Source organism: Rhizobium sp. USDA 3886 (assembly GCF_056279785.1).
Genome location: NZ_JBWCDC010000001.1, coordinates 3,669,179 through 3,684,224, shown reverse-complemented (window position 1 = coordinate 3,684,224; position 15,046 = coordinate 3,669,179). Strand labels below are relative to the sequence as shown.

At 59.3% G+C, this 15,046-nt stretch carries 14 protein-coding genes; 5 read left to right on the top strand and 9 right to left on the bottom strand.

The genetic code is table 11. The features are described from left to right. Positions 1 to 163 precede the first annotated feature (163 nt). Positions 164 to 931 carry a TIM barrel protein gene (locus ACZ9BX_RS18515; protein WP_476219471.1) on the top strand — a complete coding sequence of 256 codons (768 nt, stop codon included), beginning with the start codon at positions 164 to 166 and terminating at the stop codon, positions 929 to 931. A 96-nt stretch (positions 932 to 1,027) separates the two neighbouring features. Here the strand turns inward: ACZ9BX_RS18515 and ACZ9BX_RS18510 are convergent, their stop codons facing one another. From ACZ9BX_RS18510 to ACZ9BX_RS18470, 9 genes are all read right to left on the bottom strand, one after another. Further along, positions 1,028 to 2,752, bottom strand: coding sequence for an ABC transporter substrate-binding protein (locus tag ACZ9BX_RS18510; protein WP_027507882.1), 1,725 nt, complete (start codon positions 2,750 to 2,752; stop codon positions 1,028 to 1,030). 78 nt (positions 2,753 to 2,830) lie between these two features. Next, positions 2,831 to 3,112 carry a DUF2160 domain-containing protein gene (locus tag ACZ9BX_RS18505; RefSeq protein ID WP_027507881.1) on the bottom strand — a complete coding sequence of 94 codons (282 nt, stop codon included), beginning with the start codon at positions 3,110 to 3,112 and terminating at the stop codon, positions 2,831 to 2,833. Between the two features lie 12 nt (positions 3,113 to 3,124). Further along, on the bottom strand, positions 3,125 to 3,952 hold the full coding sequence (locus tag ACZ9BX_RS18500) for a carbohydrate ABC transporter permease (RefSeq protein ID WP_086995466.1): 828 nt from the start codon (positions 3,950 to 3,952) through the stop codon (positions 3,125 to 3,127). Between the two features lie 14 nt (positions 3,953 to 3,966). Next, positions 3,967 to 4,833 carry a carbohydrate ABC transporter permease gene (locus ACZ9BX_RS18495; protein ID WP_132562904.1) on the bottom strand — a complete coding sequence of 289 codons (867 nt, stop codon included), beginning with the start codon at positions 4,831 to 4,833 and terminating at the stop codon, positions 3,967 to 3,969. Positions 4,834 to 4,835: 2 nt separating this feature from the next. Then, positions 4,836 to 5,906, bottom strand: a complete 1,071-nt coding sequence (locus ACZ9BX_RS18490; protein WP_476219469.1) for an ABC transporter ATP-binding protein — start codon at positions 5,904 to 5,906, stop codon at positions 4,836 to 4,838. Positions 5,907 to 5,915: 9 nt separating this feature from the next. Next, positions 5,916 to 6,995: an ABC transporter ATP-binding protein gene (locus ACZ9BX_RS18485; RefSeq protein WP_476219468.1), complete on the bottom strand. Its 1,080-nt coding sequence runs from the start codon at positions 6,993 to 6,995 to the stop codon at positions 5,916 to 5,918. A gap of 42 nt (positions 6,996 to 7,037) precedes the next feature. After that, positions 7,038 to 8,555, bottom strand: coding sequence for a glycerol-3-phosphate dehydrogenase (gene glpD, locus ACZ9BX_RS18480; protein ID WP_476219466.1), 1,518 nt, complete (start codon positions 8,553 to 8,555; stop codon positions 7,038 to 7,040). 185 nt (positions 8,556 to 8,740) lie between these two features. Next, complete coding sequence (locus ACZ9BX_RS18475; protein ID WP_476219464.1) at positions 8,741 to 9,655, bottom strand: proline iminopeptidase-family hydrolase; 915 nt, start codon at positions 9,653 to 9,655, stop codon at positions 8,741 to 8,743. Between the two features lie 53 nt (positions 9,656 to 9,708). Next, positions 9,709 to 10,491 carry a helix-turn-helix transcriptional regulator gene (locus ACZ9BX_RS18470; RefSeq protein ID WP_476219462.1) on the bottom strand — a complete coding sequence of 261 codons (783 nt, stop codon included), beginning with the start codon at positions 10,489 to 10,491 and terminating at the stop codon, positions 9,709 to 9,711. Positions 10,492 to 10,619: 128 nt separating this feature from the next. On the opposite strand from ACZ9BX_RS18470, the gene ACZ9BX_RS18465 reads away from it, so the two are divergent. The 4 genes from ACZ9BX_RS18465 to ACZ9BX_RS18450 are packed head-to-tail and all read left to right on the top strand — an operon-like array spanning position 10,620 to position 15,045. Beyond that, a complete protein-coding gene (locus ACZ9BX_RS18465) occupies positions 10,620 to 11,510 on the top strand; it encodes a proline iminopeptidase-family hydrolase (protein ID WP_132562916.1) in 891 nt (296 codons plus the stop codon). Positions 11,511 to 11,561: 51 nt separating this feature from the next. Then, entirely contained in the window at positions 11,562 to 12,500 is a 939-nt protein-coding gene (locus tag ACZ9BX_RS18460; RefSeq protein ID WP_476219460.1) for an ABC transporter permease, read from the top strand. Beyond that, positions 12,497 to 13,348 carry an ABC transporter permease gene (locus ACZ9BX_RS18455; RefSeq protein WP_476219459.1) on the top strand — a complete coding sequence of 284 codons (852 nt, stop codon included), beginning with the start codon at positions 12,497 to 12,499 and terminating at the stop codon, positions 13,346 to 13,348. Before ACZ9BX_RS18460 ends, ACZ9BX_RS18455 begins: the two co-directional genes overlap by 4 nt. Continuing rightward, entirely contained in the window at positions 13,345 to 15,045 is a 1,701-nt protein-coding gene (locus ACZ9BX_RS18450) for a dipeptide ABC transporter ATP-binding protein (protein WP_476219456.1), read from the top strand. The genes ACZ9BX_RS18455 and ACZ9BX_RS18450 overlap by 4 nt, the downstream gene beginning before the upstream one ends. Position 15,046 lies beyond the last annotated feature (1 nt).

The window sequence follows — 15,046 nt, the reverse complement described above, 5'->3', positions numbered from 1 at the left end:
TGGAAACGCCCGAAACAGGTGGCTTGTTCCCGGATGGAGCAAAAGCACCGGTTGTTTATCCTGATGCCGCCGCAATCTGTTCGATGCGATGAACGTCGCTAAAATCCGCTTTGCCGCTACAGGGCATTTGGCGCATTGCTAAGGCACCAGGGAGGGATTCATTATGCGCCAATACTCAGCCTGCATCGAATGGCTGTTCGTCGAACCCGGTGACCGTTTCGAAGACCGCATCTATCGCGCCAAGAGGGCCGGTTTGCCGGCAATCGAGTTCTGGCGTTGGACGAACAAGGATCTCGGCGCCATTTCCGCTACCCTCAAGCAAACCGGCCTCGCCGTATCCAGCATCGTAACAGAACCGATGATTCCGTTGACAGATTCCGCCAACAAGGAAAAGTGGCTAGAAGGACTGGCCGCTTCGGTCAAAGCCGCACAGCAGATCGGCGCTCCCATCCTCATTGCACAGGCAGGTGACGATCTTCCCGGCCGCTCGCGGCAGGAGCAGCGCCTTGCGCTGACGGACGCGCTGCGTGCCGGCGCCGATATTCTGAAGGGCACGGGCGTGCGCCTCGGCGTCGAGCCACTGAATACCCGCATCGACCATATCGGCCATTTTCTGGAATCCACCCGAGAAGGCCTCGACATCGCCGACGAGGTCGAGCGCCCCGAAATCGGAATCGTATACGATATCTACCATTCGGCCGTGATGGATGAGCGAACGGAGGATGTGATCGGCGACCGGATTTCGCGCGTGTTCCATGTCCACGTCGCGGATCACCCGGGCCGTAACGAACCCGGCTCCGGCCGCATCGATCTGCCGCACCGCCTCAACTGGCTATTTGAGGAAGGGTATGAAGGGAGAGTGGGGCTCGAGTACAAACCGCGGCGGTTGAGTGCTGCGGCCGTCAGGAATGCAATCGGCGCGCTTTCATAGAGACGCCGCCTCTTGGCATGCGCACGAATATGGCCGCAATAGCAGTTGCGGAGCGGGCCGGAAGCCTCGTTCTTCCGGCCCGCTCCCCGATGACGATCAGTTCGACTGCCAGCTCTTGACCAGTTCGTCGTAATTGACCGTTACCGGCTTCTCTTTCTCGTTCTCGACCTTCAATTGCGGAGCGAGGTTGCCCTTGGCGACGGCATCCTTGTTCCAGTATTCGAGATCCTGCTCTTCGGCGAGCTTCGGGCCGATATCGCCCTGGACGCCGGCGCGTTCCAGGCGCTGCAGTACCTTTTCCTGCTCGGCGCAAAGCGAGTCCATGGCTTCCTGCGCGGTCTTAGCGCCCGACGACGCATCGCCGATCGCCTGCCACCAAAGCTGTGCCAGCTTCGGATAGTCCGGCACGTTCGTACCGGTCGGCGACCACTGCACGCGGGCCGGCGAGCGATAGAACTCGATCAGACCGCCGAGCTCAGGCGCGCGCTTCGTGAAGCTGTCGTGCCGGATGGAGCTTTCGCGGATGAGCGTCAGACCCACATGGCTCTTCTTCACGTCGACGGTCTTCGACGTCACGAACTGCGCGTAAAGCCATGCTGCCTTCGCGCGGTCTTCCGGAGTCGACTTCATGAGCGTCCAGGAACCGACGTCCTGATAGCCGAGCTTCATGCCGTTCTTCCAGTAGACGCCGTGCGGCGACGGAGCCATACGCCACTTTGGCGTGCCGTCCTCGTTGACAACCGGCAGGCCTTTCTTGACGGCATCCGCCGTAAACGCCGTGTACCAGAAGATCTGCTGCGCGATATTGCCCTGGGCCGGAACCGGGCCGGACTCCGAGAAGGTCATGCCCTGTGCTTCCGGCGGCGCGTAGGCCTTCAGCCAATCGAGGTACTTGGAAATCGAGTAGACCGCAGCCGGACCGTTGGTGTCGCCGCCGCGGGCAACGCAGGAACCGACAGGACGCGAATTCTCGTCGACCTTGATGCCCCATTCGTCGACCGGCAAGCCGTTCGGAATGCCCTTGTCGCCATTGCCGGCCATGGAGAGCCAGGCGTCCGTGAACCGCCATCCGAGCGACGGGTCCTTCTTGCCGTAGTCCATGTGGCCGAAGACCTTCTTGCCGTCGATTTCACGGCCGGTGAAGAATTCGGCGATGTCCTCGTAAGCCGACCAGTTGACGGGCACGCCGAGATCGTAGCCGTACTTCGCCTTGAAGTCGGCCTTGTTCTTCTCGTCGTTGAACCAGTCGTAGCGGAACCAGTAAAGGTTCGCGAACTGCTGGTCGGGAAGCTGGTAGAGCTTCTTGTCCGGCGCGGTCGTGAACGAGGTGCCGATGAAGTCGGCGATGTCGAGGCCAGGATTGGTAACGTCCTTGCCTTCGTTCGCCATCCAGTCCGTGAGGTTACGCACCTGCTGATAGCGCCAATGGGTGCCGATCAGGTCGGAGTCGTTGACATAGGCGTCATAGATGTTTTCGCCCGACTGCATCTGCGTCTGCAGTTTTTCAACGACGTCGCCTTCGCCGATGAGATCGTGGGCGATCTTGATGCCGGTGATTGCGGTAAAGGCCGGTGCCAGTACCTTCGATTCATATTCATGCGTGGTGATCGTTTCGGAGACGACCTTGATGTCCATGCCGGCGAAAGGCTTTGCCGCATCAACGAACCACTGCATTTCCTTTTCCTGGTCCGCGCGGGGAAGCGTCGATAAATCGCCGACTTCCTTGTCCAGAAATGCCTTTGCTTCATCCATGCCGGCATAGGCGGAGCCCGCCATGGCCAGCAAGATGCCTGCTGTTGTCGCTAGTAAATGCCGTCGCATAATATCCTCCCAGGGTTTGCGATTGCAGTCTTCACGTCTCAGGCGGCCAGTACCCCAGCCATCTGTATTACCCTGCCGTCACACGTAGCGGAACACGCCGATGGCGTAGACTACGGCGAGGGCAAGAGCCCACCACAGGTTGGGCCCGACAAGGCCCAGCCATGCGAGATGAATGAATGCTGCACCGAGCAGCGAAATGAAGAGCCGGTCCCCGCGCGTCGTTTCGAAACGCAGCACGCCGACCCGCGGCGAGCCTCCCGGCGCAAAATACTCCCATACACTCATGCCAATCAGCAGCACGAGGATCGTCAGGAAGAATAGTGCCGTGGGTAGCGTCCACGCCATCCAGGAAAAATTCATGCCGATCTCCCCTCAAACGCGTCCAAGAGCAAAGCCCTTGGCGATGTAGTTCCTAACAAAATAAATGACGAGCGCGCCCGGCACGATCGTCAGCACACCGGCAGCAGCCAGCACGCCCCAATCCATGCCGGCCGCTGAAACCGTGCGCGTCATGATCGCCGAGATCGGCTTTGCGGCCGTGGTCGTCAGCGTGCGGGCAAGCAGCAATTCGACCCACGAAAACATGAAGCAGAAGAAGGCTGCGACGCCGATCCCGCTTGCGATCAGCGGCATGAAGATCTTCACGAAGAAGCGCGGGAACGAGTAGCCGTCGATATAGGCCGTCTCGTCGATTTCCTTTGGCACGCCCGACATGAAGCCTTCCAGGATCCAGACCGCCAGCGGCACGTTGAAGAGGCAATGCGCTAGAGCAACGGCGATATGCGTGTCGATGAGGCCGAACGCCGAATAGAGCTGGAAGAAAGGGAGCGCGAAGACGGCGGGTGGCGCCATCCTGTTCGTCAGCAGCCAGAAGAACAGATGCTTGTCGCCGAGAAAACGGTAGCGGGAGAAGGCGTAGGCCGCCGGCAGCGCCGCAAGCACCGAGATCACCGTGTTCATCGCCACGTAGATGATGGAATTGATATACCCATTATACCAGGAAGGATCGGTAAAGATCACCCGGTAGTTCCTGAGCGTCGGATTCTGCGGCCAGAGCGAGAAGACGCCGGTGATTTCGGCATTCTCCTTGAAGCTCATATTGATGAGCCAATAGATCGGCAGCAGCAGAAAGATGATGTAGATCGTCGAGACAACCCAGGAGAAGTTGCCGGCTGGCTTGTATTTCATCGTCGTTTCCATGGCCCTCCCCTTTCTCAAGAATTCGCGTCGCTGCTGGTCATGACCGTGTAGAAAATCCACGAGAGCAGCAGGATGATCAGGAAATAGACGATCGACATCGCGGCTGCAGGCCCGAGATCGAACTGGCCGACCGCCATCTTCACGAGATCGATGGAAAGGAATGTCGTGGAATTGCCCGGTCCGCCGCCGGTGACGACGAAGGGTTCGGTATAGATCATGAAGCTGTCCATGAAGCGCAGCAGCACCGCGATCAGCAGCACGCGCTTCATCTTCGGCAGCTGGATATAACGGAAGACGGACCAGCGCGAAGCGCCGTCTATCTTCGCAGCCTGGTAATAGGCCTCCGGGATCGAAACGAGACCGGCATAGCAGAGCAGCACGACGAGGCTGGTCCAGTGCCAGACGTCCATAACGATGATCGTGATCCACGCATCGATAGGGTCGCGGACATAGTTGTAGTCCAGCCCCATCGCCTCCAGAGTGTGGCCGAGCAGCCCGATATCGACACGTCCAAAGACCTGCCAGATCGTGCCGACCACGTTCCATGGGATGAGGAGGGGAAGCGCCATCAGCACCAGGCAGACGGGAACGCCGAGGCCCTTCTTGGGCATGTTGAGCGCGATGAAGATGCCGAGCGGAATTTCAAGCGCCAGGATGATGAAGGAGAACAGCAGGTTTCGCTGCAGAGCCTCCCAGAAGCGGTCGGAATGCAGGATGTCATCGAACCAGTCGGTGCCGGCCCAAAAGAACTCGTTGTTGCCGAACGTGTCTTGAACGGAATAGTTCACGACCGTCATCAGCGGAATGGCCGCCGAAAACGCAACGAGCAGCAATACCGGCAGGACGAGAAACCAAGCCTTGTTGTTCCAGGTCTTTTCCATGATCAGCCCTCCCTGCCGACACGCCACGAACCGGCGTAGATGCTGATCGCATCCGGATCGAAGCTGACGCGCGCATCCGCTGGAATTTCAACATCTTCCGGCACGACGATCGCAATCGGCTGATCCGCAAACCGCGCGCGAACGATCTTTTGCCTGCCGATATCCTCGACCTTCGAAATCGAAACGGGCATCCCCTCGCGGCCGAGACGGATGAATTCGGGGCGGATGCCAAGTTCGATCTTGACCGCACCATCCGTTTTCGGTGCATAGCCGAGATTGATCGTCTCGCTGCCGACTTTCACGAGATTGCCTGAAACTTCTGCCGGCATCACGTTCATGCCCGGCGAACCGATGAAATAGCCGACAAAGGTGTGGCTCGGGCGTTCGAAAAGTTCGGCCGGCGTGCCGATCTGCACGATTTCTCCCTCATACATGACGACAACCTTGTCGGCGAAGGTCAGCGCCTCCGTCTGGTCATGCGTCACATAGACCATCGTGAAACCGAACTGCTTGTGCAGCCGTTTCAATTGCGACCGCAGCATCCATTTCATATGCGGATCGATGACGGTCAGCGGCTCGTCGAAGAGAATTGCATTGACGTCGTTTCGCACCAGACCGCGGCCAAGCGAAATTTTCTGTTTCTGATCGGCCGTAAGCCGCTGCGCCTTGCGCTTGGCCCAGTCCGCAAGATCGATCATCTCAAGAATTTCGCGAACGCGCCGATCGACTTCGGCCTCGGCAACGCCGCGGTTGCGGAGCGGAAAGGCGAGATTGTCGTAGACCGTCATGGTGTCGTAGATGACGGGGAACTGGAAGACCTGCGCGATGTTGCGGGCTTGCGTCGATAACGTCGTTACGTCCTGGCCGCCGAAGAGTATGCGCCCGTGCGAAGGCTGAAGCAGGCCGGAGATGATGTTGAGAAGCGTCGTCTTTCCGCATCCTGATGGTCCAAGAAGCGCATAGGCGCCGCCGTCGGTCCACTCATGATCGACTTCCTTCAGGGCATAGTCCTCGTCCGTCTTCGGATTGGGTCCGTAGGCGTGGCGGATATGGTCGAGCGTGATTCGTGCCATTCTATCCCCCTATGCCGCCAGCTGCGTGGCGGCGATGGCGCGGCCGTCCTCGCCGAACGCCATCAAATGACGCGTGTCCAGGAACACGTCGATCTCCGTGTCAGGCTCGATATCGTGAATGCCGTGCGCCAGCATGACCCAACGCACGCCGCTGTAATCCAGATGGATAAAGCTCTCTGAACCGGTAATTTCGGAAATCTGCGTCCTGCCGCGAAGCTTAGGCGCATCCTTAGTCTGCGGCGTTAAGGCAAGATGGTGCGGATGAAACGCGATCGTGACCGGGCCGTCCGCAATCGCTGCAAGATGTGCCGGCACCGGAATGCCGATCTGGCCATTGTGTTGGAGGCTCGCGCCTGTTTTCGAAACCGTGATGAAATTCAGCGGCGGATCGGCAAAGATCTTGGCCGTCACCAGATCGGCGGGGCGTCGATAGATGGAAATCGTCGGACCGAATTGCGTCACGCGTCCCTGATTGAGAGTCGCGGTATTGCCGCCAAGCAGCAAGGCTTCCGAGGGTTCCGTCGTCGCATAGACGAAAATCGCACCCGATTCGGAAAATATCCTCGGCAGTTCCTGGCGCAGTTCTTCGCGCAGCTTGTAATCGAGATTGGCAAGCGGCTCATCGAGCAGCACGAGACCTGCGTTCTTGACAAGGGCGCGCGCAAGCGCCGTTCGCTGCTGCTGCCCGCCCGACAGATTGAGCGGAGTGCGCTCGAGATAGGGTGTCAGTTTCAGGAGGTCGGCAGCCTTGCGCACTTCCGCGTCGATCGTTTTCGCGTCCCGGCCAGCGATCCTGAGCGGCGAGGCGATATTCTCATAGACCGTCAATGCGGGGTAATTGATGAATTGCTGGTAGACCATCGCGACTTTGCGCTTCTGCACCGGCACGCCGGTCACATCGGCACCGTCGAAATGGATGGAGCCGCTGGTTGGACGGTCAAGTCCAGCCATGAGACGCATCAGCGATGTCTTGCCGGAGAGCGTCGGTCCAAGCAGGACGTTCAGCGTACCCCGTTCAAGTGTCAGATCGGTCGGGTGAATATGGTATTCGCCACCCACCATCTTGGCGGCATTCCGCAGTTCAAGCATTCCGGTTCCCGTGCCTCCTCACGACGGGGACGACATGCCGCTTCATCCCGCAAGGTTCGCAGGGATCACGGCCATGTACTCCTCCAATTTCTGTACCTCATCCGCTGATAGATATAGCCCCTTCTTCGTCCTGCGCCACAGGATGTCTTGAGCGGTGACGGCCCATTCGGTACGGACGAGATAGCGGACCTCGGCCTCGTAGAGATCGGAACCGAAACAGCAGCCGAGATCAGCGATGGATTTCGCCTGGCCGAGCAGCTCGGTGGCCCGGGTGCCGTAGCGGCGGGTAAGCCGGCGGGCATGGGCCTCTGCCAGGAATGGATAGTTGGCCCGCAGCCTGTTCACCTCCACCGCATAGCCCTCGACCGGAAAATCGCCGCCCGGCAGATGACTCTTTGCCGTCCAGGGGCGCCCCTTGGCGCCGATCGTCTCGCCGATCTTCTCCAGCGCGTGCTCCGACAGCCGCCGGTAAGTGGTCAGCTTGCCGCCGAAGACATTGAGCAGCGGCGCCTCGTCCGCTCCACCCTCGAGCTTCAGCACGTAGTCGCGCGTCGCCTCCTGCGCCTTCGAGGCGCCGTCGTCATAGAGCGGACGCACTGCTGAATAGCTCCAGACGATGTCTTCCGGATGCACTGGCGCCTGGAAATACTCGCTGGCGGCGGCGCAGAGATAGCCGGTCTCCTCGTCAGAGATCCGCACATCCTGCGGATCGCCGGTGTAGTCGCGGTCGGTGGTGCCGATCAGCGTGAAGTCGTCCTCATAGGGAATGGCGAAGATGATACGGTTGTCGGGGTTCTGAAAGAAATAGGCGCGCGGGCCTTCGAACTTCTTCCTGACGACAATGTGGCTGCCCTGCACCAGTCGCACATGCCGGGCCTCGGTTTCGCCAAGGGCTGCACGCAGCACCTGATCGACCCACGGACCGGCAGCATTGACCAGCATGCGGGCCTGATGCCGGCTGGTCTCGCCGGTCCGCATGTCGCAGGCGTCGATTTCCCATAGGCCGTTCTTACGGCGCGCCGCCTCCACCTTGGTGCGCGGCAAAATTAGCGCCCCTCGGTCGGCAGCGTCGCGGGCGTTGAGCACCACCAGGCGGGCATCGTCGACCCAGCCATCGGAATATTCGAAGGCCTTGGCAAACACCGGCTTCAGCGGCCGGCCCGCTGGATCGCGGCGCAGGTTCAGCACGGCGGTCGGCGGCAAAAGCTTGCGGCCGCCGAGATGGTCGTAGAAAAACAGCCCAAGCCGAATCAGCCAGGCCGGCCGGATACCGCCCTTTTGATAGGGCAGCACGAAGCGCAGCGGCCAGATGATGTGCGGCGCCATCGCCCACAAGATCTCGCGCTCCATCAGCGATTCGCGCACCAGCCGAAACTCGTAATGCTCGAGATAGCGTAGGCCCCCATGGATCAGCTTCGTCGCCCCGGACGACGTCCCGGAGGCAAAGTCGCCCATCTCCGCCAGCGCCACCGAATAGCCGCGCCCAGCAGCATCCCGGCAAATGCCGCAGCCGTTGATCCCACCGCCTATCACGAAGAGGTCGTGATATGTTTGGCCCACTTTAACCCCTCCCCGTGTGCCGGATTCGATTTGCGTCCAGCGCGCAATTCGAAAGTGATTGAAGTTAAAACGAAAACTATTCGCGTGTCAAACGAATGCTTCTCATACTAATGGAGGGTAGCTCGGCGCACCAGCTCGGCGATTAATAGAGGCTATTGGACTGCCTGACGGCTGGCCTCAACCGCTCAATTATGCCGTGAGAGGAAGCGGGATATCGTGGCAAGGCAAAGCTCTTTTTCCTCGACATGCGGCATATGGCTGGAATTTTCGAAGAGCACCCACTCGCAGCCGCGAACGCGCTCCAAATACGGCCTGACCACCTCTGGCGTCGCTTCGTCGTATTTCCCGGAAATCACCAACGTGGGAGCGTGGATCTGATCGAGGCGATCTTCGATCGTCCAATCTTTCATCGTACCGATAACGTGAAACTCCGTCGGACCGTTCATGTTGCGATAGACCGTGCTATCCTCGTCCATGATTGCGAAAGTACGAGCCACTTCGGGTGGCCAGGGCACCACGCGGCAGACATGGCGGTCGTAGAAGACCCGCGAGGCGGCAATATAGTCCGGGTCGGTAAGTGTGCCGGCCAGCTCATGTTGCAGCAGCGTATCCTGGACCTTCTTAGGCAGCTCTTTGCGCAGCCGATTGGCTTCCGCGACCCAGGTATGCATGTTGGCCGGCGAATTGGCGATGATGAGCGCCTTGAGACCCTTTGGCCGGCGCACGGCATGTTCGGCACCCAGCATGCCGCCCCAGGACTGGCCGAGAAAGGCATAGCGCTCGTGAATGCCCAGGTGCCCCAGCAGCGCGTCGAGTTCCTCGAGGAAAAGAGCGACTGTCCAGAAATCCGGACCTTTCTCCGGCAGACGGGTCGAATTGCCGTTTCCAAGCTGGTCGTAGTGGATGACCGGACGGCCGTCGAGCTCGGATATATCTTTGAAGGAATCGACGTAATCATGCGTGCATCCTGGTCCGCCATGGGCCACGATCAAAGGCAGCTTGCCACTATCGAGCGATCCTGTAACCCGAAACCAAGTGCTATACTCCCGAAAGGGCAAATAGGCTTCCTTCGACATCACAGCAGCCACGACATTCTCCATCTGTTGCTAGGGGCGATGGAAACATAACGTGGCGTTCGGGCCTGCGGCAGCTATCACAAGTTATAGGATGGCTGGTCTTCAAGCATACGGTAATGCGTGGCACGCACCACCGCTTGGGTACGGTTTTTAGCACCAAGCTTCTTGGCGGCGGCATTGAGATGCATGACGACCGTCGGAACCGAACGCTCGATAATGCGGGAAATCTCCTTGGCGGAATAGCCTTCCGCGGAATGGCGCAGGCATTCGCGCTCGCGCTCGGTCAGCCGGATCTTGCCGACGCTGCGTGCCTCTGCATCGAAGAGCCCGTAAGCGGTTTCATGGAAAACGTGGGCGAGAAGACTGAAATCCGCGATATAGCGCAGAGCATCCATCTCGAAATCCCGTTTGGCCCCGAAACGTATGCCTGTCACTGTCGCGTAGTCGCCATGCAGCATATGAACGGGAACAGTGACGCCTGTCGACATATCCCGCTCGCCGAGATAGCGCGCGACCGGTTCCGTATCCCTGCTCATGAAGCGTCTGATGAGCGTGTCGGCGTCCGCATCATAGTTCCAGAAGAAGGGAGCCGATGTGCGGAGCGCTACCTGCTGAACCGGATCGATGCGAAAGTAGCCGCGATTGCACCAGTATTCGTGCATGTCCTCTGAAATATTGCGCAGTTTCAGAAGCGACGGAATCATGATCTCGCCGTCAAGATCGAAGGCGACCGGCGTATAGTCATAGATCAGCGCTTCGTAGCCCAGGTGTTTCATTGCTTCGAACACTTGATCGATCCGGCCATCCAAAGTCGAATGAGCGGTGAACTGCCGTCTGATCGTTCCAATTTCGTCGAGCATAACGAACCTCGCGGCGCAACGTTTGGGGCGACCTATCACTTCTTATAGCTAGCCTGGTTCGCCTCTTCTGGTAAAAATTTAGCCACGCCCAAATGTTGAGCAAGTAAAATCTTTGCTGGAGAGCCATAATGTGGCGAGAGATAGAGCCAGACGACCGCTTTGAAGTGGAAGTCGACGGCTATCGCGTGGTCGCCTATAGTCTCGGCAACGGCAGTGAGACCGTCTTCTGCCTGAACGGCGGCCCCGGCCTTCCCTGTGACTATCTGCGTGAGGCGCATTCCTGCCTCATCGATCAAGGCTATCGCGTCGTCACGTTCGACCAACTCGGCACCGGCTTCTCTGATCGGCCGGAGGATGCCTCGCTTTGGACGATCGGCCGATATGTCGAGGAAACCGAGACAGTGCGGAAAGCACTCGGCCTTGGCAAGGTCCACATGCTTGGTCATTCCTGGGGCGGCTGGCTAGCTATCGACTATGCCCTCACCTACCCTGAAAATCTTCGAACACTCATTCTCGAGGATACCGTTGCCGACATGCCGCACCTCGTCTCCGAGCTGGAGCGGCTGAGAGCCGCACTCGGTCCCGAAACCGTCGCGATGATGCAGAAGCATGAGGCGCAGGGAACCTACGATCATCCCGAATATCTGGCCGCTGTAACGATCCTGAACTATCGGCACGTCTGCCGCCTGCCGGAATGGCCGGTGCCGGTGCGCCGGTCGCTCGACGACTGGAATATGGGACCCTACACGACGATACAGGGACCGAATGAATTTCTCTATATCGGCAATCTGAAGGACTGGAACCGCATTCCCGACCTCCATCGCATTAAAGTCCCGGTGCTGATCACAACCGGCGAACATGACGAACTGACACCCGCGTGCGCGCTGCGTATGAAGCTTGCGCTGCCCGACGCCGAACTCAAGGTATTTGCCAACGCAAGCCATATGCCCTTTTATGAGAATCCCGGAGACTACTATCCCGCACTTCTCGGTTTCCTCTCGCGTCATAGGGCGGACTGATGCGAGAAGACGCGATCAAAACCGGACGAAGGCAGGAGGGCGATCGCTGCCATGCATCGCTATAAGTTCGTTCTGACAAGACCGCTGCAATTCCTGCCGGTCATTTTCGGCATCAGCGTCATCACCTTCATTCTGGTGCGACTTATTCCAGGAGATCCCGCGCGTGTCATCCTGGGCGCCCGCGCCACGCCCTCGGCCCTCGCGAACGTCCGCGCACAATACGGGCTCGATCAGCCTCTCTGGCTGCAATATTTCTATTTTCTCAAAAATCTCGCAAATGGTGAGATGGGCAGGTCCATCCTCTACAAGATAGACGTTCTCCAACTCATCCTGACGCGCATCGAACCAACGACGGCGCTCGTGATATCCAGCGTGATTCTGTCGGTTGCAATCGCCATTCCCGTGGCCGCGATCGCGTCTCGCAACAGCGGCCGGGCGCCGGATCATGTCGTTCGCATTATCTCGACTTTCGGCATCGGCTTTCCCCCTTTCTGGCTGGGGCTAATGCTGATCATTCTTTTCAGCGTCCAACTTGGCGTTTTGCCAGTTTCCGGCTATGGCAGTAGCATCGGCGATAAACTGGCGCATCTCGTCCTGCCGAGCCTCACCATTGCGCTTTCCCTCTCCACAGTACTGACTCGTAGCCTGCGTGCTGCAATGGTCGAAGCCCTGAAGTCGGATGTCGCGACGGCGGCGCGGGCGCGCGGAATGCCGGAAAGCATCGTCTTTTGGCGCCACGTTGTGCCGAACTCCTTGGTTCCGACAATCAACCTGCTGGCGGTCAATGTCGGCTGGCTGATCGGTGGAACGGTCGTTTTGGAAAGCATCTTTGCACTGCCCGGCATGGGACAGTTGCTAGTGCGTGCCATCTTCTCCCGCGACTATATGGTCGTCCAGGGTGTCGCCATGGTTTTCGCGTGCGCCACCGTACTCGTCAACTTCATCGCCGACATCGTGACGGTTGCCGCCGATCCGAGGGTGAAGCTATGAGCGTCCAGGCGATCGAGCCCTCCCCCTTCAGCTGGCGCCGGTTTTTCGGCAAGCGGCTCGCGCTCGCAATCGGCGGCGGCATATTGCTGTTCTTCCTTCTGCTCGCGATCGGCGCGCCTCTCATTGCGCCCTATGATCCTATCCTCCAGAATGCCGATGTTCGTCTCCAATCACCTTCTCTTCTCCATCCGTTCGGCACGGACAATTTCGGTCGGGACATTCTTTCGCGCGTCATCTGGGGCACACGGATCGACCTGCAGATCGCGGTGATCGGCGTCCTCTTTCCGTTCCTGATCGGGACCGCCGTCGGCACGATCGCGGGCTTCTTCGGCGGCGCGGTCGATGCGCTGTTCATGCGGCTCGTCGACATCATCCTCGCATTTCCCTTCCTGGTGCTGATGCTCTCGATCATCGCCATTCTTGGGCCGGGCTTGGGGAGCTTTTACATCGCCATGGCCTTGGTCGGCTGGGTCTCCTATGCGCGGCTGATCAGGGCTCAAATGCTGACGCTTAAGATCGCCGATTACGCCATCGCTGCCGTCAGCCTCGGCTTCAGCCGCTTCCGCATCATGTTCCGCCATCTGCTGCCGAATGCGGTCGCCGGGTCGATTGTCTTTTCGATGTCGGATGCGACGCTTGTGCTCTTGAGCGGCGCGGCCGTCAGCTATCTCGGCCTTGGTGTACAGCCTCCGCTTGCCGAGTGGGGCGTCATGGTCGCGGAAGGCCAGAGCTTCATCACGACGGCCTGGTGGATCACGCTCTTTCCCGGCCTTTCCATCGTCTGCCTTGCTTTCGGTTTCAGCATGCTTGGCGACGGGCTCGGCGAATTGCTTGGGGTCCACGAATGAGCGCCCCCGTCCTTTCCGTCCGCGACCTGACCATCAGGGGCCATCTCGACACCGGTACACGCACCCTGATAGACGCCGTGTCGCTTGATCTCGGCAAGGACGAAATCCTCGGTCTCGTCGGCGAAAGCGGTTCGGGTAAAAGCCTTTTCTGCCGTTCGCTGGTGCGGCTGCTGCCGTCGTCGCTTCTCAGGATCGAAGGTGGGTCTGTTCTCCTCGAAGGCCGCGATCTGACGAAGGTCAGCGACGCCGAGATGCTGGCCGTTCGCGGCAGCGAAATTGGGATGATCTTCCAGAATCCGACAAGCCATCTCGATCCGGTCATGCGGATAGGCGACCAGATCGCTGAAGGCATCCGCTATCATCATGGATTGAATGCGCGAGGCGCGCGCGTTGCCGCGACGGAAATTCTGAGCCAAGTCGGCTTTCCTGACCCGGCTCGGCAATATGATAGCTATCCGCATGAATTTTCAGGCGGCATGCGCCAGCGTGCGATGATCGGTGTCGCGCTTTCATGTAATCCGAAAATCCTGATCGCCGACGAGCCGACTACGGCGCTGGATGTAACGATCCAGGCTCAAATCCTGAAACTGCTGATGGAAATACGCGACAAGCGTGGCCTCTCCATCATTCTCATCACCCACGATCTCGGCATCGTCGCCCAGACTTGTGACCGGATTGCCGTGCTTCGCGGTGGCAAGCTGCTCGAGGAGGGGCCGAAACGTGCGATCCTTTCCAAGCCTCAGCATCCCTACACGACCAATCTGATCAACAGCCACCCGTCCATGCCCGACTCCGCTCCTGCCGAGGTAATTAAGGCGAGCAGCGTCACCAAACCTCTTCTCGAAGTCGACGACCTGAATGTATGCTTCAAAGTCGGCGGCAGCCTTTTCAAGGGAAGCGGCAAGAGCGTGAGTGCCGTCTCCGGTGTCAGCCTGCGCGTAATGCCCGGCGAAACTGTCGGCATCGTTGGAGAGTCCGGCAGCGGCAAGAGTACGCTCGCACGGGCAGTTCTGGGACTCGCACCGATCTCCTCCGGACATGTGACGTTTGACGGCATCGACATCGCACAGCAGAAGGCCGCCGGCCTTGCCAAACTGCGCCGCGAGACAGCGATGGTTTTCCAGGATCCCTATAACGCGCTCAATCCTCGACTGACGATTGGCAGCATGCTTGGCGAAGTGTTGAAGGTGCACGGCAAGATCGCGGCAGCGGACATCCCGGCACGGATCGGCGAATTGCTCGATCTCGTCGGACTGGAGCGCGAATTCGCCGATCGCAAGCCGCGCAGTATGAGCGGCGGCCAGTGCCAGCGCGCGGGAATCGCGCGGGCGCTCGCAGTCGACCCGAAGCTCATCATCGCCGACGAGTGCGTGGCGGCTCTCGACGTCACCATCCAGGCACAGATCATCGATCTTTTCCGCGAACTCAAGGAAAAGATGAAGTTGACGCTGATCTTTATCGCTCACGACCTCGCCATCGTGCGCAATCTCTGCGAGCGCGTCGTCGTCATGTATCAGGGGGAGATCGTGGAGGAAGGATCCTCCGAGGAGGTCTTCGCGCGGCCGAAGCATGCCTATACCGCAGCCCTGATTGCCGCCATTCCCGATATCGATCCGGACAAGCCGTTGCTGCGGGCCGGGATGCGCCACGACGAGCCGCAGTCCACACCGCTTCAGCCAGCCAAATGCATGCCATAAC